This window comes from Myxococcales bacterium (assembly GCA_016720545.1).
Classification (GTDB): Bacteria; Myxococcota_A; Polyangia; order Polyangiales; family Polyangiaceae; genus JAAFHV01.
This window is the reverse complement of the sequence record JADKKK010000023.1, coordinates 39,443-57,486: the sequence shown is the minus strand read 5'-3', so window position 1 is coordinate 57,486 and position 18,044 is coordinate 39,443. Positions and strand designations below refer to the sequence as shown.

The 18,044-nt window shown below is 70.2% G+C and carries 12 protein-coding genes and 7 pseudogenes; 11 read left to right on the top strand and 8 right to left on the bottom strand.

Annotated features, from left to right (window positions below; all coding sequences use genetic code 11):
• Positions 1-445 precede the first annotated feature (445 nt).
• The 3 genes from IPQ09_25645 to IPQ09_25635 all read left to right on the top strand — a co-directional run bounded on the left by IPQ09_25645 (position 446) and on the right by IPQ09_25635 (position 3,680).
• Complete coding sequence (locus IPQ09_25645; protein MBL0197537.1) at positions 446-2,716, top strand: hypothetical protein; 2,271 nt, start codon at positions 446-448, stop codon at positions 2,714-2,716.
• Positions 2,717-2,905: 189 nt separating this feature from the next.
• Positions 2,906-3,352: a hypothetical protein gene (locus tag IPQ09_25640; GenBank protein ID MBL0197536.1), complete on the top strand. Its 447-nt coding sequence runs from the start codon at positions 2,906-2,908 to the stop codon at positions 3,350-3,352.
• Positions 3,353-3,446: 94 nt separating this feature from the next.
• On the top strand, positions 3,447-3,680 hold the full coding sequence (locus IPQ09_25635) for a hypothetical protein (protein ID MBL0197535.1): 234 nt from the start codon (positions 3,447-3,449) through the stop codon (positions 3,678-3,680).
• Positions 3,681-3,717: 37 nt separating this feature from the next.
• Here IPQ09_25635 and IPQ09_25630 read toward each other — a convergent pair.
• From IPQ09_25630 to IPQ09_25620, 3 genes and pseudogenes are all read right to left on the bottom strand, one after another.
• Positions 3,718-4,807, bottom strand: a pseudogene (locus IPQ09_25630) (YcaQ family DNA glycosylase).
• A gap of 9 nt (positions 4,808-4,816) precedes the next feature.
• Positions 4,817-6,027, bottom strand: a pseudogene (locus tag IPQ09_25625) (acyl-CoA dehydrogenase family protein).
• 106 nt (positions 6,028-6,133) lie between these two features.
• Positions 6,134-7,138: an acyl-CoA dehydrogenase gene (locus IPQ09_25620; GenBank protein ID MBL0197534.1), complete on the bottom strand. Its 1,005-nt coding sequence runs from the start codon at positions 7,136-7,138 to the stop codon at positions 6,134-6,136.
• A gap of 385 nt (positions 7,139-7,523) precedes the next feature.
• Here IPQ09_25620 and rplM point away from each other — a divergent pair.
• From rplM to IPQ09_25600, 4 genes and pseudogenes are all read left to right on the top strand, one after another.
• Positions 7,524-8,103: pseudogene (gene rplM / locus IPQ09_25615) on the top strand (50S ribosomal protein L13).
• A pseudogene (gene rpsI, locus IPQ09_25610) lies at positions 8,013-8,406 on the top strand (30S ribosomal protein S9). The pseudogenes rplM and rpsI overlap by 91 nt, the downstream one beginning before the upstream one ends.
• Before the next feature lie 144 nt (positions 8,407-8,550).
• Positions 8,551-8,904, top strand: a pseudogene (locus IPQ09_25605) (SurA N-terminal domain-containing protein).
• Positions 8,905-9,034: 130 nt separating this feature from the next.
• Positions 9,035-9,544 (top strand): peptidyl-prolyl cis-trans isomerase, encoded by a 510-nt coding sequence (locus IPQ09_25600; GenBank protein ID MBL0197533.1) that lies wholly within the window; start codon positions 9,035-9,037, stop codon positions 9,542-9,544.
• Positions 9,545-9,836: 292 nt separating this feature from the next.
• On the opposite strand, the pseudogene IPQ09_25595 reads toward IPQ09_25600, so the two are convergent.
• The 3 genes and pseudogenes from IPQ09_25595 to IPQ09_25585 form a co-directional block, all read right to left on the bottom strand.
• Positions 9,837-10,746: pseudogene (locus IPQ09_25595) on the bottom strand (IS110 family transposase).
• Between the two features lie 215 nt (positions 10,747-10,961).
• A complete protein-coding gene (locus IPQ09_25590) occupies positions 10,962-11,552 on the bottom strand; it encodes a hypothetical protein (protein MBL0197532.1) in 591 nt (196 codons plus the stop codon).
• A gap of 362 nt (positions 11,553-11,914) precedes the next feature.
• A complete protein-coding gene (locus IPQ09_25585) occupies positions 11,915-12,181 on the bottom strand; it encodes a hypothetical protein (GenBank protein MBL0197531.1) in 267 nt (88 codons plus the stop codon).
• A gap of 276 nt (positions 12,182-12,457) precedes the next feature.
• Between IPQ09_25585 and IPQ09_25580 the strand changes: the two genes are divergently transcribed.
• Positions 12,458-12,688, top strand: coding sequence for a hypothetical protein (locus IPQ09_25580; protein ID MBL0197530.1), 231 nt, complete (start codon positions 12,458-12,460; stop codon positions 12,686-12,688).
• 39 nt (positions 12,689-12,727) lie between these two features.
• Here the strand turns inward: IPQ09_25580 and dnaA are convergent.
• A pseudogene (gene dnaA, locus IPQ09_25575) lies at positions 12,728-14,194 on the bottom strand (chromosomal replication initiator protein DnaA).
• A 711-nt stretch (positions 14,195-14,905) separates the two neighbouring features.
• Between dnaA and IPQ09_25570 the strand changes: the two are divergent.
• Positions 14,906-15,892, top strand: a complete 987-nt coding sequence (locus IPQ09_25570) for a hypothetical protein (GenBank protein MBL0197529.1) — start codon at positions 14,906-14,908, stop codon at positions 15,890-15,892.
• Positions 15,893-15,983: 91 nt separating this feature from the next.
• Here IPQ09_25570 and IPQ09_25565 read toward each other — a convergent pair whose 3' ends face one another.
• Positions 15,984-17,003, bottom strand: coding sequence for a hypothetical protein (locus IPQ09_25565; protein ID MBL0197528.1), 1,020 nt, complete (start codon positions 17,001-17,003; stop codon positions 15,984-15,986).
• Positions 17,004-17,106: 103 nt separating this feature from the next.
• Here IPQ09_25565 and IPQ09_25560 point away from each other — a divergent pair, with 103 nt between their 5' ends.
• Both IPQ09_25560 and IPQ09_25555 read left to right on the top strand, forming a co-directional pair.
• Entirely contained in the window at positions 17,107-17,427 is a 321-nt protein-coding gene (locus IPQ09_25560) for an AtpZ/AtpI family protein (protein ID MBL0197527.1), read from the top strand.
• A 135-nt stretch (positions 17,428-17,562) separates the two neighbouring features.
• Positions 17,563-17,976 (top strand): hypothetical protein, encoded by a 414-nt coding sequence (locus IPQ09_25555; protein MBL0197526.1) that lies wholly within the window; start codon positions 17,563-17,565, stop codon positions 17,974-17,976.
• Positions 17,977-18,044: the final 68 nt, after the last annotated feature.

Below are 18,044 nucleotides of genomic sequence, written 5' to 3'. Positions count from 1 at the left end.
TCGACCGGACGAGGCCCGGTGCCCGGGCCGCCGAAGTTGCCAATCGTGAGCCACTCGCGGGGCGAAATCTGGCAGGCGGCCTGCGCGTTCGAACCGGGGCGAATCTCCGAGCTGACGATCACCCGCGCGATCGCCGCCGGCCCCGCGTCAGGCACCGAGCTCGGGGATTCAGAGCTGCACGCGCTCAGCAAGACGAGCGAGAGACTCGGCGCCAGCCAGGAGGTTCGTTGCACGGCGCCAGAGTGCACCAGGTTCGACGCGTGAGCCAGGGCCGCCACCACGCCCGCGCGCGTCGGCGCGGCGCGGCGACCACGACGCAGGCACGGCGAACACGCGCCCGTACCGGAGCACCTGTACCGGTACGATTTTCGGCGCCTCCGATGTCGGTTTTCTCAATGGTTACGTGGGATAAGTGCTTGGCACGGCGCGCGCAATAGGGGGCAGCATGAACAAGCTCAACGCCGCCCTCCTCGCCCTCTCCTTCACCGCCCTCTCCAGCGTCATCGGCTGCTCCGCCCCGACCGGCGACGCCTCGGAGGTGCCCTCGGCCGCCGAGACCCCCCGCGTGGCGAAGCGCCACAGCGTCGTTGTCGGCGAGGACCACGAGATCGTCGCCCGCCGCGACGCGCTCCGCCCCAAGCGGTCCTTCGGCGTGAAGGCGCTCGCGTCCCAGGCGCCCGCCGGGCCCTCCGTCTTCGTCCGCTCGAGCGGCACGGTGGTCGCCAACCCGCGCACCGACGCGGCGCTCACCATCGCCCTCGCCCGCAACGTCTCGGGGGCTCCGGCGGCGGTGGCGGCGGGCGGTGTGGTCTCGTCCGATCCGAGCGTCGCGACAGCGACGGTGGCGGGCGCCGAGCTCGCGGTGACGCTCACGGGCAAGCTCGGCAACACCTTCCTCACCACCTTCGACGCCGCGGGCAACGCCACCGCGAAGGTGATGGTGCTCTCGGCCCTCCCGATGCCCGGCACGGCCATCATCGACGACGAGGCGCTCGAGCCCTCGGCCCTCCAGCTTGGCACCTACGGCGTGCCCGAGCAGCTCGCGACCGACTTCGCCAACGGCACGAACGACGCCGCCCTCGCGGCGCTCTACGCGGCGACCCCGGGCTCCACCGACCGCGTCGGCGCGATGACCTTCGCGAGCCAGGACACCTACCGCCGCTTTGCCCAGGCCGCGATCGACGCGGTCGGCACGGGCCCGAGCGGCGTCCGCGCCATCTACTTCCCCAAGAAAGACCTGCTCGTCACCACGGTGCGCGGCGACATGACCGGCAGCGGCACCCCGGGCGGCGCGTACGAGGTCTCGATTGGCGCGGCGGTCTCGCAGGCCGACTTCGCGAGCTACGTCGACTTCGGCGGCGTGCTCACCTCGAGCCCGCTGCACGACGCGAGCGCGGTCGAGAGCGGCGCGCTCTCCTTCACCAAGGCGGGCGCGAGCCTGAGCGCGACCGCCCCGGTCACCGTGGGCGTGGTGCTCGCCGATGGCCGCAAGGTGATGGCTTCGGACGCGACGTTCGCCGAGGCCGAGAAGCAGGCGGTGCGGCACCTGGTGGCCTACCCGCAGCCCGGCGAGCCGCTCGGCGAGGCGCTCACCTGCGAGACCTCGAAGTCGGCGGGCAAGATCGACTGGAGCGCGCTCTACTCGACCGCCGAGACCAAGCTCGTCGCCGACGCGAAGTGGAACGGCGGCAAGCCGAGCATCGCCCTCGACCTCACCCCCCACGTGCGCGTGGGCGGCCAAATCGGTTTCGCCGGCAGCTTCGAGGGCACGTGCGAGAAGACCATGTTCGAGGTGCCGGTCGCCGAGTGGGGCATCCCGCTCTTCGGCAACGTGGCGGTGAACGCGCCGGTGAAGGTCGAATTCTCGGTGAAGGCCAACGGCTCGGTCACGGTGATGACCCCACGCGTCGAGCTCGGCAGCGCCAAAGACACCACCAAGCCCGGCAAAATCGGCTTCTCCTACGCGGTGGGCGGCAAGTTCACGGTGGACCGCGACCTCGCCATGACCACCGCCTACACCTCGCTCGGCGCGGTCGAGGGCTCGGCGCAGGGCAACGCGCACGTCGAGGTGGAAGCGGGCATCGCCGCCGCCCTCGGGCTCGAGGCGCAGGTGAAGGCCTGGATCTTCAAGGCGAGCGTGCGCGCGGACCTGGGCGACGTGGTGTTCGGAGTGAAAGACGAGGCCGACCTCACCGTGTACCCCGCGAGCCTGACCTACGACGCCTCGAACGCCTTCGAGCTCGGCCTCTTCCCGCACCTCGCGCCCACGCTGCACGTCGACACCTCGTTCTTCCACAAGTCCTTCAACCTCTTCACGGTCGACCTGGGCGACATCTCCTTCTACGACGAGCGCTCCACTCCCAAGGGCCAGAAGCTCTTCACCAAAGAAGCCGCGACCCAGACCAAGACCCAAGACGGCACTCCGGTCATCTACGTGCAGGCGAGCGACCGCATCGAGATCCGGGACCTGGGTGACATCGCGAGCGTCGAGTCGGTGGTGCTGAACTGGGCAGGTGCAGAGTACAAGCGCTTCGTCGACCCGCAGCTCGCGGCGGGCCTGTCGGGGGCGACCATCAACATGACCGGCCTCGACCCGGCCAAGCTGGCCCACGCCTACCAGGCCAGCGGAACTGGCACCCTGCTCGGCCAGTCGAACCTCGACGTGCACATGAAGAACGGCACGACCGTCCGCGTCTTCCTCGGCACGGGGATGTGAGTCAAGACGGCGGCGGAGCTCGGCGCCGAGCCGGGAGGCTACCAGCCCCTGCCCGCGCGTCGCATTTCGGGCGGTGCCCTTGCGCAGCGTGAGGTCGGCGCTGACGCCCTGCACCAGGACGCGCAGCCGCACCTGGGTGCGGCTCGAAAGCCTCCTCGGCGCGCAGCGGCCACCCAGCGGTGTGCTAGGGTGGGCGACGACATGGATGTCCACCCCGGGGGGCTGCTTCGCGCGGGTGTCGTGCTCGCGTGTGTGGGCGTCCTCTCTGCCTGTGAGGGCGTGGTCGACCAGGAAGGCTTGAAGAGAGCCGCCTGGGCAATCCTGGTCATCCTCGCTCTTCTCCACGCGGCGTACGGGCTCGTCTGGCTCGCCCTGACTTTCGCGAGCGTGAAGTTGCTCAGGAAGGGACTGCGGAACGGGTCGCGCGTGAGCTGCGCTCTCGGCGCGTGCGTCGGTGCCGTCGGGGCCATCGAAGCGGTGCTTCCACCTCTCTTGTGGGATTTTCCCATCTTCGACTGGCGGAAGGGGCAGATGCCGCTTCCAGGTGCAGCGATGGCGTGCGCTTCGGTGGCTCTCGTCCTGGCCGGAGGCATCGGCATCGGCATCGTCGGCGCGCGAACGCCCAGGCGCCGGTGACTCCTCCACACGGCGAGCGCTGATACCAGGCATCACCAGACATCCTGCTCGCGGACGAGCCCCTCACGGGGGAAGGACCTACACTCGCCGCCCCATGGGAACTGTGTTGGTCGTCGTCGTGCTGCTCGTCGCTGGTGTCTTCGGGCTCTTCGCGTTGGTGCGCTGGCTCTCACGGTCGCTGCACGGCCACCCCGAAGCCCCCGGCCGCTGCGCACGCGGCGGCGACCAAGCGGGCCCCGCCGCGGCCACGCTGGTCGCGGTCACTCCGCTTCCAGCGGCTCCGTCGGCCAGCGCGAAGCCAGGTCGCAAGATCCGCACGGAGCTCTGACTCCTCGACGATCCCCCGTTCGCGCGCGTCAGCCCCGTCACCCGAGGCCGAGGAAGGCGCGCATGCGATGGAGCTCGTCATCCAGAGCGGCGCGAAACGCCGCGCTCGAGGGGGCGTGCGCCCACGAAGCCGACGTCGGGGACGAGACGCCCTCCGGTGACCGCCAGGTTGGCCCAGCCGATCACGCGGTCTCGCCACAGGAGCGGGAGCGCGTAGTGACCTCGCAGGCGGTCCTTCGCGGGGGTGTAGGCCTCGAAGCGGTAGGACCAGCCCCAGAAGCGCTCGAAGCGCGCGCGGTCCCACACGACGGGATCGAAGGGCGCGAGGAGCCACACGCGCTCCTCGACGTCGTCACGCTCGGACGCCTTCACGCGCTCGTCCGCGGGCCAGTACCAGATCGCGCCCTCGACCTCGGCGGAGGCGAGGCGAGCCCGGGCGCGCTGCACCGCCGCGGCCCGGTGGGCCCGCCACTGCGGCACCCCTCCGCACAAGAAGCGTGCAAGCTGCATCAATGTGGAGGCCGGCAGCGGCGCGTAGGTGCGCACGACCAGGTCGAGCAGAGCGTCGAACGTGGCGCCGCCGTCGCGCGCGGGCGCGTGCGCGCGCTCGCGCGCCGCGTAGAGCCGCGTCGTCCCCTCGCGCCGGGCCACGCGCAGGAGCCCCACGTAGTGCATGCCGTCCAGGAGCTCCGTGCTCGCGTTGGAGGTCCCGCCGAACCAGCTCTTGATCTTGCCATGGGCGAAGCGCGCGTCCACCTCACGGGGGTGGACGACGCCGCGGTCACGGACGAACGCGAGCACCTCCCGCGCGCGCTCTTGGCGCGCCTCGTCCCACGGTCGCCTCGGCTCGCGCGGGTGCATGAGCGCCTGGGTCTTGCGGTGCAAGTAGCCGTAGTTGATGAGGAAATCCTCCTCGATAGGCGACCTGGTGGAGCGCCGGTCGAGGTCCCCTCCGCGCGGTAGCCCTCCACGCGCGGGCGGAGGATCAGGTCTTGGGCGCGGGCCGGGGCGCGGAGCGGATCGGCCTGCACGAAGCCGAGGCGCGCGACGGCGCGTGAGCGTCGTAGGAGCGAAGAGGCCCGCGCGACGGCGTAGCGGCGGAGCCTCGTCCAGCGTCGGCGCGGGCACGCGGGGCCGCTAAAACGACTTCAAGTTCGGGAGCATTCGCTTCGAGATCACGACGCGCTGGATCTGCCCCGTGCCCTCGAAGATGTCGTAGACCTTGATGTCGCGGAACCACTTCTCGAGCAGCTGGTGCTCGCCCTGGATCGAGCCCTCGGTGCCGCAGATCTCGATGGCCTCGAAGCACGCGCGGATCGCGGCCTGCCCCGCCGAGGGCCTTCGCCATGCTCGCCTCCTTTCGCGTTGGCGATGCCTTGGTCGGCGAGCCACCGGCCCGCCAGGTCACGAGGCGCGCGGCGTCGAGATCGCGGCCCACCTGCGCGAGGCGCTCCGCGATAGCCGAATAGCGCGGCATGGGGCGGGCGAGGGCGTAGTGCTCTTGCACGAAGCCGCGCGCGTACTCGAAGGCCGCGCGCCCGATCCCTAGCGCCATCGCGGCGACGATGGGGCGCGTGTTGTCGAAGGTCTTCATGGCGGTCATGAAGCCCTCCTTCGAGGCGTAGCTGGCCTCCCCGCCGAGGAGGCCTCCTCGGGGACACGGCAGTCCTCGAACACGAGCTCGGCGGTCTCGCTCGCGCGGAGCCCCATCTTGTCCTCGATCTGGCCGACCGAGAACCCGGGCGTCCCCTTCTCGACGACGAACGCCCTGTGCCCCGCGCGCCCCGCGGCCGGATCCACCGTCGCGAACACCACGTTCCACGACGCCCGCGCGCCGTTCGTGATGTAGCACTTGCGCCCGTTGAGCACCCAGCCGCGGCCGTCCTTGCGGCAGCTCGTGCGGATGCCCGCCACGTCGCTCCCGGCGCCGGGCTCCGGTGAGGGCGTACGCGCCCCACTTCGAGCGGCCCCGACATGTCCTTGAAGATGCCGAAGAAGCGCTTCTTCTGCTCCTCGGTCCCGCTGCCGCGCACCGGCGGCCCGCCGAGCCCCGGCCCCGGCATGCAGAGCGGGAGCGCGGCGTCGCCCCACGCGAGCTCCTCGGTGACGAGCAGCGTGTCGAGGTTCTTCATCCCGAAGTTGCCAGAGCTCTCCCTCGGGCCCTCTTCGCGCTTCGCGCTGGCGGTGAGGCTCGTGTTGAGCGTCGCCATGGTGCGCAGGAACTGCTCGGGGATGCCGTGCCCGCGGTCCCACGAGAGGCTCTGGGGGCGGATGACGTGCTTCGCGAGCCCGCGGAGGTTCTCGCGGAGCGCCTGCTGCTTGGGAGTGAGAGAGACCTCGAGGGCCATCGGTGTCCTGACTTTCAGTCGCGTGATTCGTTCGTGGAGCGTCGCGAGCGGCGGGCGCCCAAGGCGCCGGCCGGCCCATTCGCAAACGAGATGAGCCTAGATCAGCCTAAATGAGCGTGGACTGGCTCTCGGCCGTGGGGAGCACGAGCCCGAGGGAGGGCGGAATGCCCAGCTCCGAGGCGCACGCGAGCTGGTCGGCCTGCGAGGAGGTGAGCACGCAGAGCTGAAGCTGCTTCGCGTCGCGCATGAGCTTCTCGACGGGGTAGTCACGCATGAAGCCCGCGCCGCCGTGGAGCTGCACCGCCGAGTCGCCCGCGCGCATGACGGCCTCGAGCGCGAACGACACGGCGTACCCGGTGCGGAGGAGGCACTCGCGCTCCGGAAGCCCCGTGTCCCACGCCGCGGCCGCGCGGTGCACGAGCGCGCGCGCCGACTCGACGTCCATCGCGCGGTCGGCCACGGTGAACGCGACGGCCTGGAAATGGCCAATCGGCTTCCCGAACGCGTGCCTCGTGTCGACGTAGTCGCGCGTGACGCCGAGCGCCTCGCGGGAGAGGCCCACGGCCCGCGCCGCCACGAGGAGCGCCTCCTTCGCCAAGAAGCGCAGCAGGGACGCGGAGAACGACTCGCCGCCGGTGAGGCGCGCCTCCTCGGCCACCGCCACGCAATCGAGCACGACCGAGCCCACCGACATCGCGTCGAGCCCGAGGGTGGTCTCTCGCGGCCCGAGGGACAGGCCATCTTGGTCGCGCCGCACGATGAAGGCGCCGAGTCCGTCCCAGCCGGCGGCCTCGTCGACCTGGGCGAACACCACGAACACCTCCGCGCGATCGGCGTTTCGAACGTAGCTCTTCGCGCCGCTCAGCAGGTATCCGGCCGACGTGGGCGTCGCCGTGGTGGCGAGACCGGGGCGGTCGGCCAGCGCGCGCGCCTCGCCGAACGCCACGGCGCCGAAGCGCTCGTGCCCGCCCTCGGCGACGAACGGGGCGAGCAGGGTGTCGCGCTGGGAAGGGGAGGCGAGCTCGGCGATGCAGGTCGCGAGCGCGCCCGGGCCCGCGAGCGCGAACGCCGCCCCCGCGTCGCCGGCGGCGATCTCCTCCTCGAGCAGCACCGCGGTGCGGAGGCCGAGGCCAGGCCGCCCGCCGACTCGGGCACGGTGAGCAGCCCGAGCCCGAGGTCGAACGCGGCGCGGCGCGTCTCGGCCGACAGCTCGCGGGCCACCTCGTGGGCGCGGATCCGCGGGCGCAGCGTGGCGGTCGCGAGCTCCGCCACAGAGCGCATCATGTGGGTCTCGTCTTCAGTGGGGGAGAACGAAATCATTCCGGCACCTCGGCCGAAAGGTTTACGTGCGAACCATTCGTGTGGCAAGGAACGGGCCGGGAGCCACCACCCAAACTTTCCATTCGCGGCCGCTTGACAGCGACCCGCCCGCCGCATATAGGTTCCGCCCCGCTGGGAAACCGGCGGCTGTCGACCCGCAAAGGACCCTCTGCATCATGTCTACCCCCGAAGCGGCCCCCAAGAAGCTCGCAGGACGCACCTACTCGGCAAGCAAGGAGCAGGCGGCCGCGTCCCGCGCCTGGTTCGTCGTCGACGCGACCGACAAGCCCCTCGGGCGCCTCGCGAGCGAGGTGGCGCGTGTCCTCCGCGGCAAGCACAAGCCCACCTACACCCCACCAGGACACGGGCGACTTCGTCATCGTCGTGAACGCTGGCAAGGTGAAGCTCACGGGCAACAAGCTCGACAAGAAGTTTTACTATCGCCACTCGGGCATCCCGGGCGGCTTCCGCGCCGAGGCCTATCGCGATCTCCTCGATCGCAAGCCCGAGTTCCCCGTCGAGAAGGCCGTGAAGGGCATGCTGCCCAAGAACGTGCTCGGCCGCGAGATGTTCGGCAAGCTCAAGGTCTACGCCACCCCGGATCACCCGCACGCGGCCCAGAAGCCGCAGGCCCCTCACCGTCAATCTCTGAGAGACTCACGACCATGGCACAAGACCGCACCTACGCCACGGGCAAGCGCAACACCGCCATCGCCCGCGTCTGGCTCGCCGCCGGCACCGGACGGCTCTCGGTGAACGCCCGCCCCGCCGACAGCTACTTCGAGCGCGAGACCTCGCGCATGATCGCCCGTCAGGCGCTTTCGAGCCTCGTCGAGGCCCTCGAGCAGTTCGACATCATGACCACCGTCAAGGGCGGCGGTCACTCGGCGCAGGCCGAGGCGATCCGGGCACGGCATCTCCGCGCGCTCTGCCTGCTCGACCCCGAGAAGCGCACCGTGCTCAAGCGCGCCGGCTTCCTCACGCGCGACGCGCGCAAGAAGGAGCGCAAGAGTCGGTCAGCCGGGCGCCTGCAAGCGCTTCCAGTACTCGAAGCGGTAGTATTCCGCGCGACACCTCGCGAGCCGCGGCGCGCCTCTTGGCGACCGCGGCTCGTCGTGTTTGTGCGTGCGGTTGCTCGGAGTCCCGCCGCGTTCGTTCGCTCGCCGAGCCCGTCGCTCCCGTGCTAAGTCCTCTGTCCCCGCCATGAGACCGCTCGCCTCCATCGCCCGTGTGCTCGCCGCCACCGCGCTCGCCTTCGGCGTGCTCGCGAGCAAGGCGCGTTCGGCCGGGGCCGCCATCGTCGAGCGCGTCGTCGCGGTCATCGGCGAGCGCCCGATCCTCCTGTCGGAGCTCCGCCATCGCGCGCGCCCTCACCTCATCGCGATCGCGGCGCAGGCGCCCTCTCCGGCGCAGCAGGCGGCCGCGGAGTCGGAGAAGATCCGCGAGCTGCTCACCCGCATGATCGACGATCGCCTCGAGGAGATCGCCGCCGACAAGGCGAGGCTCTCCGTCTCGGCCGAAGAGGTCGACGCGGGCATCAAGAACGTGGCCGCCTCCCAGCGCATGGGGTGCCCGGAAGCTCCTCGCGGAGGCCGCGCGCCAGGGCCTGTCGGAGCAAGACTACCGCGACGAAATTCGCCGGCAGCCCCTCGAGGGGAAGCTCGATTCAGCTGCGCGTGCGCGGCGGGTGCGCGTCACCGAGACCGACGCCCGCGCGGCCTACACTCGGTGGCTCCGCGACTTCGGCGGCGACGTGGTCATCGAGCCGCGCATCCTCGCGCTCCGCATCCAGCAGGGCGCCACCGCCCAAGACATCCAGGTGCGCGAGACCTTCGCGCAGGACCTCGCCATGCGCGCGCGCAAGGGCGAAGACTTCTGCAAGCTCGTCGCCCAGTACTCCGACGACACGCAGACCAAGACCACCTGCGGCTCGCGCGGTCCCCAGCCCATGCAGGCGCTCTTCCCGCCGCTCCAGGAGCTCGTGAAGAAGCTCGGCGCCGGCGAGACCGGCGAGCCGCTCCGCTTCGGCAACGAGGCGATCCTCATCGTGCAGGTCCGCGACGCGGCGCACGTCCCCAAGTTCGAAGAGGTGAAGGACGCGATGCTCGAGCGCGCGTTCAGCGAGGCGATGGAGCGCCAGCGGAAGGCCTGGCTCCAAGAGCTGCGCCGCGGCCTCTACATCGACGTGCGCCTGTAGCCCCTCCATCGCGCTTCACTCTGCCGAGTTTGAGGAGCAACTGTCTTTCTGCCGGGGGTGAACGATTTTTTCGGGGGCGATTTGGGGCGTGGGACGGCTACCGCGCCGACGGGCGACTTCGCGCGGGGCGGCGCGCGTAGGCGGCTTGCTTGCTCGTCGTCGGGTGCCTGCGGGCGGACCGGGACCCCGCCGCCTGAGCCCGAGGGCGCGAGAGGGGAACCTGCGTTCGTTCCTTCGTCGCAGCCCTCAGGGGGCGGGCGAGCGCGAGGCCCAGCTGCCAACCGCGACCCGTTCGAAGGATCGCGTTCACCGCCATGAGCACCCTTGTGCATGCAGGCGGTTGAGGGCGACCTTCTTCGGCTTCCTACGGCGAGGAGGCGAGCGTAGAAGGCCTTGATCGTGGGGTTGTGCTGCGCCGCCACAGTCGCGGTCATGTAGAGGACGGCTCTCACACTGGCGCGGCCTCCCCAGATGGTGCGCTTGCCGCGCATCGTCCCACTGTCGCGGTTCAGCGGGGCGAGCCCGACGAGCGCGGAGATCTTCTTGCGGTCGAGCGTGCCGAGCTCGGGCAGCGATGCGAGAAGCGTGGAAGATACAACCGGACCGATGCCGGGAACCGACTGGAGCAGGTCATCTTTCTCGCGCCAAATGGGGCTCTTTCGCACGCTCCGCCCGATGTCGTCATCGAGCTCTTTGATCTGCTTCTGCAGCCACTCGATGTGCTTCTTGAGACCTGCCTTGGTCGCGTTCGAGGCGCAGACGCGCAGACGATGTCTCTCCGCCACGAGCATGTCCACGAGCTGACGACGGCGTACCACCAAGGCCTCGAGCTCGCGGCTCGCCTCGTCGGGCAACGGTCGCACCTCGGGTCGCAGCGCATCGGCAAAATGCGCGAGCACTGCCGCGTCGATGGCGTCGGTCTTCGCTAGCCGGCCTGTCGCCTTCGCGAAGTCACGGGCCTGCCTTGGGTTGATGACTACGACCGGCAGCTTCGCCGTTGCGATGGCTGCGGCGACCGGCACCTCGAGCCCTCCCGTCGCCTCCATCACGATGAGCGTCGGCTTGAGCGGTTTCAAATATTCGAGCAGCGCCTCGCGCTCCCCATCCCTATCGAAGCGCCTCGCGTGCCCGTCCGGACGTACGAACACGTCCACGTGGGCCCCCGAGACGTCGATGCCTACGAATCGATTGATCGGTTCCATCTGCCTGCCTCCCTGTGGCGGGCGGCCTCTGACGCAACCCTTCCTTGAAGATACGAGCTCGGGCTCAGGCAACTGTACGGGTTTACGTCAGAGGACGAGACCTCGGCGACCATGCTCCACAACCGGTCTTCGAGACCAAGGGGCCAGCGGACTGCCGAGGTCTGCCTCCAACGCTTCAAAGATAGCTCCGGACCGAGATACAAGGGGCCCTCCGGCTAGGCCCCGAGGACCACGAAGAGCCTGCCGTCTTCCATGGTCCCCGCGTCGGCCACCCGATGGTTGGGGTCTCCAGTCGACGCCCAGCCGCGAACCATCTCCCAAAGCTGCGCCTGAACCACCGGTGAGTCCGCGTGCTCCGGCAGGAGGAAGTACAGACGAAGCGGGATGTTCAGGTGCTCCTGGGAGGCCTCGAACATCACGCCAAGCTCGTCACGCTCCAGCTCCCGTCCGACCCTATACTTGCCTTGGACGAGAGTCCCCATGACAGGCAGTGGGCCCACGGGCGTTCTCACCGTTTCGACCGGCGCCCGCCCGGCGCCCTCCTCGACGAAGACCACGAAGGGTCTGCCGTCTTCCATCGTCCCCGCGTCGACCACCCGATGGTTGGGGTCCCTGGTCGATGCCCAGCCGCGAACCCTCTCGAACAACCGCGCCTGAGCCGCCTGGGAGTCGGCGTGCTCTGGCAGCAGGAAGTACAGACGAACGTGGGCGTCCAGTCCCTCGTGGAAGCCTTGGAACGTCGCGCCAAACTCGTCACGCTCCAGCTCCCGTCCGACCCTGTACTTGCCTTGGACGAGATCCCCCATGAGAGGCAGTGGGCCCACGGGCGCTCCCGGCGAACCCGCCGTTCCCCCCGGCGCATTCCCCACGCCATGTTCGACGTCCCATGGATTCCCTGACGCGCCTGACGCGCCTGACCTGCCTGACGCGCCTGACGCGCGAGAGCGCGAGAGCGCCAAGCCGACGGCCGCGCTCCCGCCGACAAGCATGAGGACGGCGAAGACGGTGGGGCTCTTGCTCGGCTGGTATGGCGGAGCGGGGTCGGGGGCCGCCACGGCTTCCCCGACGGGAGCCTGCGGAGCGGCGGGAGTCGGGATGCTCCACCCCCCCGCCGGGCGCACGACGCCGGGCGCAGGGGATGGCGGTCTGGGGGCAGGCCGTGGCGTACTCACGCGCGGCGAGGCGACGGCCGCAGGACGGGGCGGCGGTGCGGCGAACGACTGCCCACCACCCGGGCGATAGGCCCACGCGGGGAGCCGTTCAGCAGAGCGAGCACGAGCCCACAAGCTAGCGCGAGCACGAACGAGCGGAGGCTCCTCCGACGCGAACCTCGCAGCCGCGGTCCGTCCTCCGAGTCGCCGTGCGACGCGGCGAGCGAGCCACCGCCGCCAGCGGTCGCGAGGTCCGAGAGCCAGCTGAGGAGCTTCTGTCGCATGGTGTGCCTCTGGGAAGGCAATACGCAACCCGCGTGCCGTGATCGGTTCCTTGGAATGTCGGCAAATGTCGGCAAAGGCCTGTCTGACGGGCCCGCCCTGGTGCAGTCCGGCACCGGCGCCGGGGATCCACAAGGCGCCTTTCGTCGATCCGGCGCGCGCCCCATGTCTCGTCCGCCCGCGATCGCTTACGTTCCGGGCATGGTCTACCGCGAGAACATGCAAGCGAGCCCCGGGCGAGCGGCGTGCCTATGCCACGCGACCGAAGGGAGCACGGCGTGAACGACGCCAAACGACCGCGGGTGGGGAGCATCGTCTGGGTGCGCGTGGCCCGATGGCCGGGCGGACCCCACACCGATCACGCCGCCCTCGTGACGCGGGTGTCGCCGACGGGCAACGTCGACCTCGCCAGCTTCGAGCCCGGGCGAACGGAGCTCACCACGATGGGCGACCGCTCCTTCGACCCCACCGGCCAAGAGCTCGGCACATGGCGCTGGCCCGAGGACTGACCCGAGTCGTCGCGAGCTGCGGCCTGCGCCTGCGGTGGCTCAGCCCCCGAGCTTGCGCTCGAGGGCCTCGAGGTGGCCGCGCACCTCGGGGTCGCTCTCGCGGAGCCCCTCGATCTTTCGCACCGCGCTCATCACCGTCGTGTGGTCGCGGTTTCCGAACGCGCGCCCGAGCTCGGGTAGCTCGACTTCAGCCGCTGCTTGCACGGTACATGGCGACGTGACGGGCGAACGCGATGCTCTTGTGGCGGTCCTTCGAGCACGGCTCGCGCTCGGTCAGCTTGAAGTGGTGGCAGACCTCACGCTGGACGTCTGCGACGCCCGTCTCGCTCACGCGCGGCATCGACGCCGAGAGCTCGGCCCGCACGAAGTCGACGTCGATCGGTCGGTGCAGGAGGCTCGACTTCGCGAGCAGCCGGATGAGCGCCCCCTCGAGCTCTCGCACGTTGCTGCGCACGGCCTGCGCGAGCAGGAGCACGACGTTCGGCTCGAGCTCGACGTTCTCGGCCGCGGCCTTCTTGCGCAGGATGGCGACGCGCGCGTCTCGAGCTCGGGCCCCTGGATGTCGGCGACGAGCCCCCACGTGAAGCGCGACACGAGGCGCTCTTCCATGCGCTCGAGGTGCTGCGGGTAGCGATCGCTCGTGACGATGATCTGCTTGTCGGCCTGGTGGAGCGCGTTGAACGCGTGGAAGAACTCTTCCTGCGTCTGCGTCTTGGAGGCGAGGAACTGGATGTCGTCGACCAACAGGAGATCGCACCGGTCGCGGTAGCGCGCCCGGAACTCGCCCATCTTGTTCTCTTTGAGCGCCTCGACGAACTCGTTCACGAAGGTCTCGGCCGAGATGTACACGATGCGCGAGTGCGGCCGCTCGGCGCGCACGCGGTGGGCCACGGCGTGGACGAGGTGCGTCTTGCCGAGGCCGGTGGGGCCACACAAGAAGAGCGGGTTGTGGCGAGGGCCGCCGCCGCCCGCGGTCGCGATGGCCGCGGCGTGGGCGAGCTGGTTCGAAGGGCCGACCACGAAGTTCGCGAACGTGTACTTCGGGTTCAGCACGATCGGCGGGACCGCGCCGATCGAGCTGGCCGGCCCGGGAGCGCCGGTGGAGCCCAGCGTGGGCCGGCGCGCGCTCGCCGGAGCGCTCTCCCCGAGGGCCGAGGTCGCGTTCAGAGGTGGCGGTGGCGCGGAGGCGCGCAGCACCCGGGGACGGACGGCGGGCGCGAGCGGTCCGTCGACCACGGGCCGCTCGAGGTCCCCGCCGATGGACCACGCGGGCCGGATGGTCAGGCCGGTGCGGGCGCGGGAGAAGTCGCTCAGGCTCGGGAGGAAGTGCTGCTCGACCCAATCGCGCACGAACTCGTCCCTCGCGCGGAGGCACAACACGCCGTCGGTCAGCCCCTCGAACTGCACGCCGCAGAACCACTGCTCGAAGCTGCCAGGCGAGCGGGCCCTCGTGAAGGCCACGGCCTCGTGCCACAGCTCGTCTTCTGCGCGATCAATCATGCCCATGAGAAAGAGGCCCCTCAGCCGCGAAAGAGCGCGGAACAGTGCGGAAGACGCGAGACGGGTGCGCAGGCGAGAGATCCCCGGGTTTTCCGCAGGCTATCGGCCGGCCAGGTCCAGGGAATAACGAAGCGATACGAAGTGGTTAGCTTACGACCGTGGAGGCGAGCCCGGAGTACTCCACAGCTTTTCCACACGGGGACAATCGGAGGCCAAAAGACACCCTGATTCGCCAGAGAACACGGGCGAGTCGGGTCGAGCTATCGTGAGTGAGGCACGCGAAAAGGCCGGCTCCGCGAGGAAGCCGGATGTCGTGGCCAACGATCGAGGGGCAACGCACCCGGCTCGGGGACCCCTCGGCCCTCGCTTCTGGTGCGCTCTCCGCCGACCGTTCGCTTCGACGTCCATGGAGCTACCACCCCCCGTTCGCGCCCGTCCACGAGCAATCGAAAAAAAGTTATAAATGCTGGATATGTGTCAACTTTATTGCTTGTAGAGCCCCCGCGAAATCGACCCGCAGAGGTGGCCTCCGAGGCCCTCCGGGCAAGTTCGCAGAACGACTTCCGAATCGCGCCTGCCCGTGAAGGGTGCACGAAAGTGATGTCTCAATTTCTCGGCGAATGAGCTGTCAAGACTCGCTAACATAGCGAAAGTGCTGTCCTAACCATCGGTGCTGGAAACTGTCCACGCGCGTGGGGCCTTGGTAGGGTGAGGGCGGTGACCCCTCCGCGTCCTCGTCTCCGCGCCAGAAGCGCCGTCTTCGGCCTCGCCCTGGCCGGCTCTTTGGCCGCTACGAGCTCGGCCTCGGCCGATCCGTCGACCACCTCGCCGGAGCAGGGCTTCGACCTCGGGGAGGTGCAGCACCCGCGCTCGGTCGCGATGGGCGGTGCGCGAACGGCCCTTGGCTCATCCACGAACGCCCTCTGGGGCAACCCCGCGAACCTGCCGCTCACGCGGGTGTACCATTTCGAGGGTCTGGCCACGTGGGGGCCCGAGGCGCGCCGGCAGAGCTACGGCGGCGCCGTGGTCGACTCGGCCACCAACCGGATCGCGGGCGGCTTCGGCGGGACCTGGAGCGTCACCGATCCGGACGTCGTCCGGCGCCAGTGGACCGATCTGCGCCTCACGCTCGCGTACCCGCTGGTCGATCGCTTCTCCGTGGGCGCGACCGGTCGCTACCTCCGCGTCAACCAGTCGGTCTCGGCGGGGCCGCTCGGCGACTCGCTCGTCTCGGGCGGCACACGAGGGGCGGCGGTCTTCAACACCGCGACGGTGGACCTCGGCGTCACGGCCGTGCCCCTCGACGGCCTGCGGATCGGCCTCGTCGGCAAGAACCTCTCGAACCCGGGCACCGGCGTCGCGCCGACCCTGATGCTCGGCGGCGTCGGCTACCAGAACGGCATCGTCTCCGTCGAGGCCGAGGGCATGGCCGACTTTACGACGCACGGGCGGACCTCCGGGCGGTTCATGTTCGGCGCCGAGGTCTTCCTCGCCAACCACGTCCCCCTCCGCGCGGGCTACCGCTTCGACGAGGGCACGCGGGTCCACACCGTCTCGGGTGGCGTCGGCTACGTCGACCGCGCATGGAGCGTGGAGCTCGGCATCCGGCGCGACGTGTCCGCGTCGTATCCGTCCACGTTGGCCTGCCTGGCGCTGCGCTATTTCTACGACGCCGGCGGCGCGGACGCTGGACCGGAGATGTGAGCCGAGCGTGGTCCCCGGGCGCCGCCCGCGACGCGGGGGCGTTCCCAGCTACTTGAACGCACACGGCAATGAGCGCGTGGGGCGCGCCCGCTCAGTCGCCGATGAGATCGAAGTGGAAGCCGAGCCCGATGGAGAGGGCGACGTAAGGCCGCCCCACGAAGTTCGACTGCGGCGAGCTCAGCGAGGTCTCCGCCGTGTTCTGGAGGGTGTACTTGTTCAGCGGTCCGGCGACGCCCTGCGTGAGCCCCGGCGTGAAGGTGCCGCTCACGTCGTTCATGCCGCCCGCCGGGATCGCCGCCAGCGGCGACAGGGTGAACCGCGTGTGCAGCCGGATCTCCGCGCCGAGGCCGAGGCGCACCCATTCGAACGTGCTGAGGTTCAGCGACTGCTCGCCGCTCGACACCCGGATGCTGCGCACGCCGACCGAGAGATCCTGGAGGAACGTCACGCTGTCCGGATCGCCCGACACGTGCCTTAGCCCGCCGCCGTAGAACGTAGTCGAGGAGTGGGCGTTCTCGTCCCCCTCGAAGTACCCGCCCCGCCCGAGCAGCCCGTGCTCGAGGAACGCGTAGGGGATCCACGCCTTCGCGAGCCGAACGCCGAGGTCGAGCTGGAAGCTCGCGCCGTTCTTCGCGAGGCGCCCGGTGGTCGCGGTCTCTCCCGAGCGGGCGTCCGCGAGAACGCGCCGCCAGCCCACGTAGTTGATGCGACCGCCCACGTAGAGCGCGAACCTCGGCGCGTGCGTGGGCACCTCCGGCTCTGGGGGAGGTGGCGGAGGTGGCGGCGCCGCCTGGGGAGGTGGCTGCTGCGGGTACTGCTGCGGGTACTGCTGCGGGTACTGCTGCGGATACTGCTGCGGGTACTGCTGCGGATACTGCTGCGGGTACTGCTGCGGGTATTGCTGCGGGTATTGCTGCGGGTATTGCTGCGGGTATTGCTGCGGGTATTGCTGCTGCGGCGGGTAGGGGGGCGGCTGCTGCGGGTATTGCTGCTGCGGCGGGTAGGGGGGCGGCTGCTGCGCGATGGCGGGTCGAGCGGGCAGCGCGACCAGGGACGCGAGGGCGATCGCGACGAGCGTGGCGGTGCGGGCGGAGCGCCGAGGAGAGAGCATGGGCCGAGCGTACCGCGGCAGGTCGCGCCCGCGAAGCGCGGCGCACGGGGACGGGCGGTCCTCGCGCGTTGACCCGCCTCACCCCGGGTGGTACCGCCGGGCCATGAAGTGGAAGGCCTACGGCCGCTACGGCTCCCTCGGGATCGAGCTCATCGTGTCGATGGCCGTGGGCTACTTCATCGGCAAGTGGCTGGACGAGCGCGTCGGCGCACGCGGGTGGCTGACGGGCCTGTTCACGCTGGCGGGCGTCTACGCCGGGTTCCGCGCGCTCTTCAAGGCGGCCAAGCAGATGGAGCGCGACGTCGAGAAGGAAGAGAAGCTCGAGCGCGGCCAGGCGCCGTGGAAGGTGCCCATGCCCGACGGCTACGAGGACGACCCCCCGCCGCCGAAGGCCCCCGCGGCACCGCCGGCGGACGAGCCGTGACGCCTCCGCAAGACGGACCGCGCGACGCGGAGCCGGAAGGGGGCGCCATGCGCGCTGCGCTCGTCCCCGTCGCCGCGATCGGCGCCGCGTTGACGGTCGGCGCGTTCGCGCTCTCCAACGCGCACCGGCGCGTCCGTGCTCGTCGGCGCCGCCATCGCCACGTCGAACCTCTACGTCCTCATCCGCGTGGTCGAGGCGCTGCTCACCCCAGCCGACGAGCCTGTCGAGGGGCCCGCCGGCACGACCGCCAAGGACCGCGCCGCGGCGAGCGCGATCGCCGAGCCCGCCGAGCCGGTCGAGCCCGTAGAGCCCGCCGAGCCCGCGCCGGCCGCCCCCAAGAGCACGTTCTCTGCGGCCTGGGCGCTCCTCGGCGTCCTCAAGATGCTCGTGCTGTTCGGCGGCATCTGGGCGCTGATGACGCGGGCCCTCGTCGACCCCATAGGACTGGTCGTCGGATACGGATGTTTGCCCCTCGGCGTATCGCTGCGGGGTCTCGCGCCCGCGCTCCGGCCGCGCCGCTCCACACGGCGCGATCGTGGTAAGTCGTAGATTTCTCGGCAAAAAGAGCCTCTCTGCGAAAATATTTCGCGCTCTCTTTCGGGCGCAACGAATGGTGC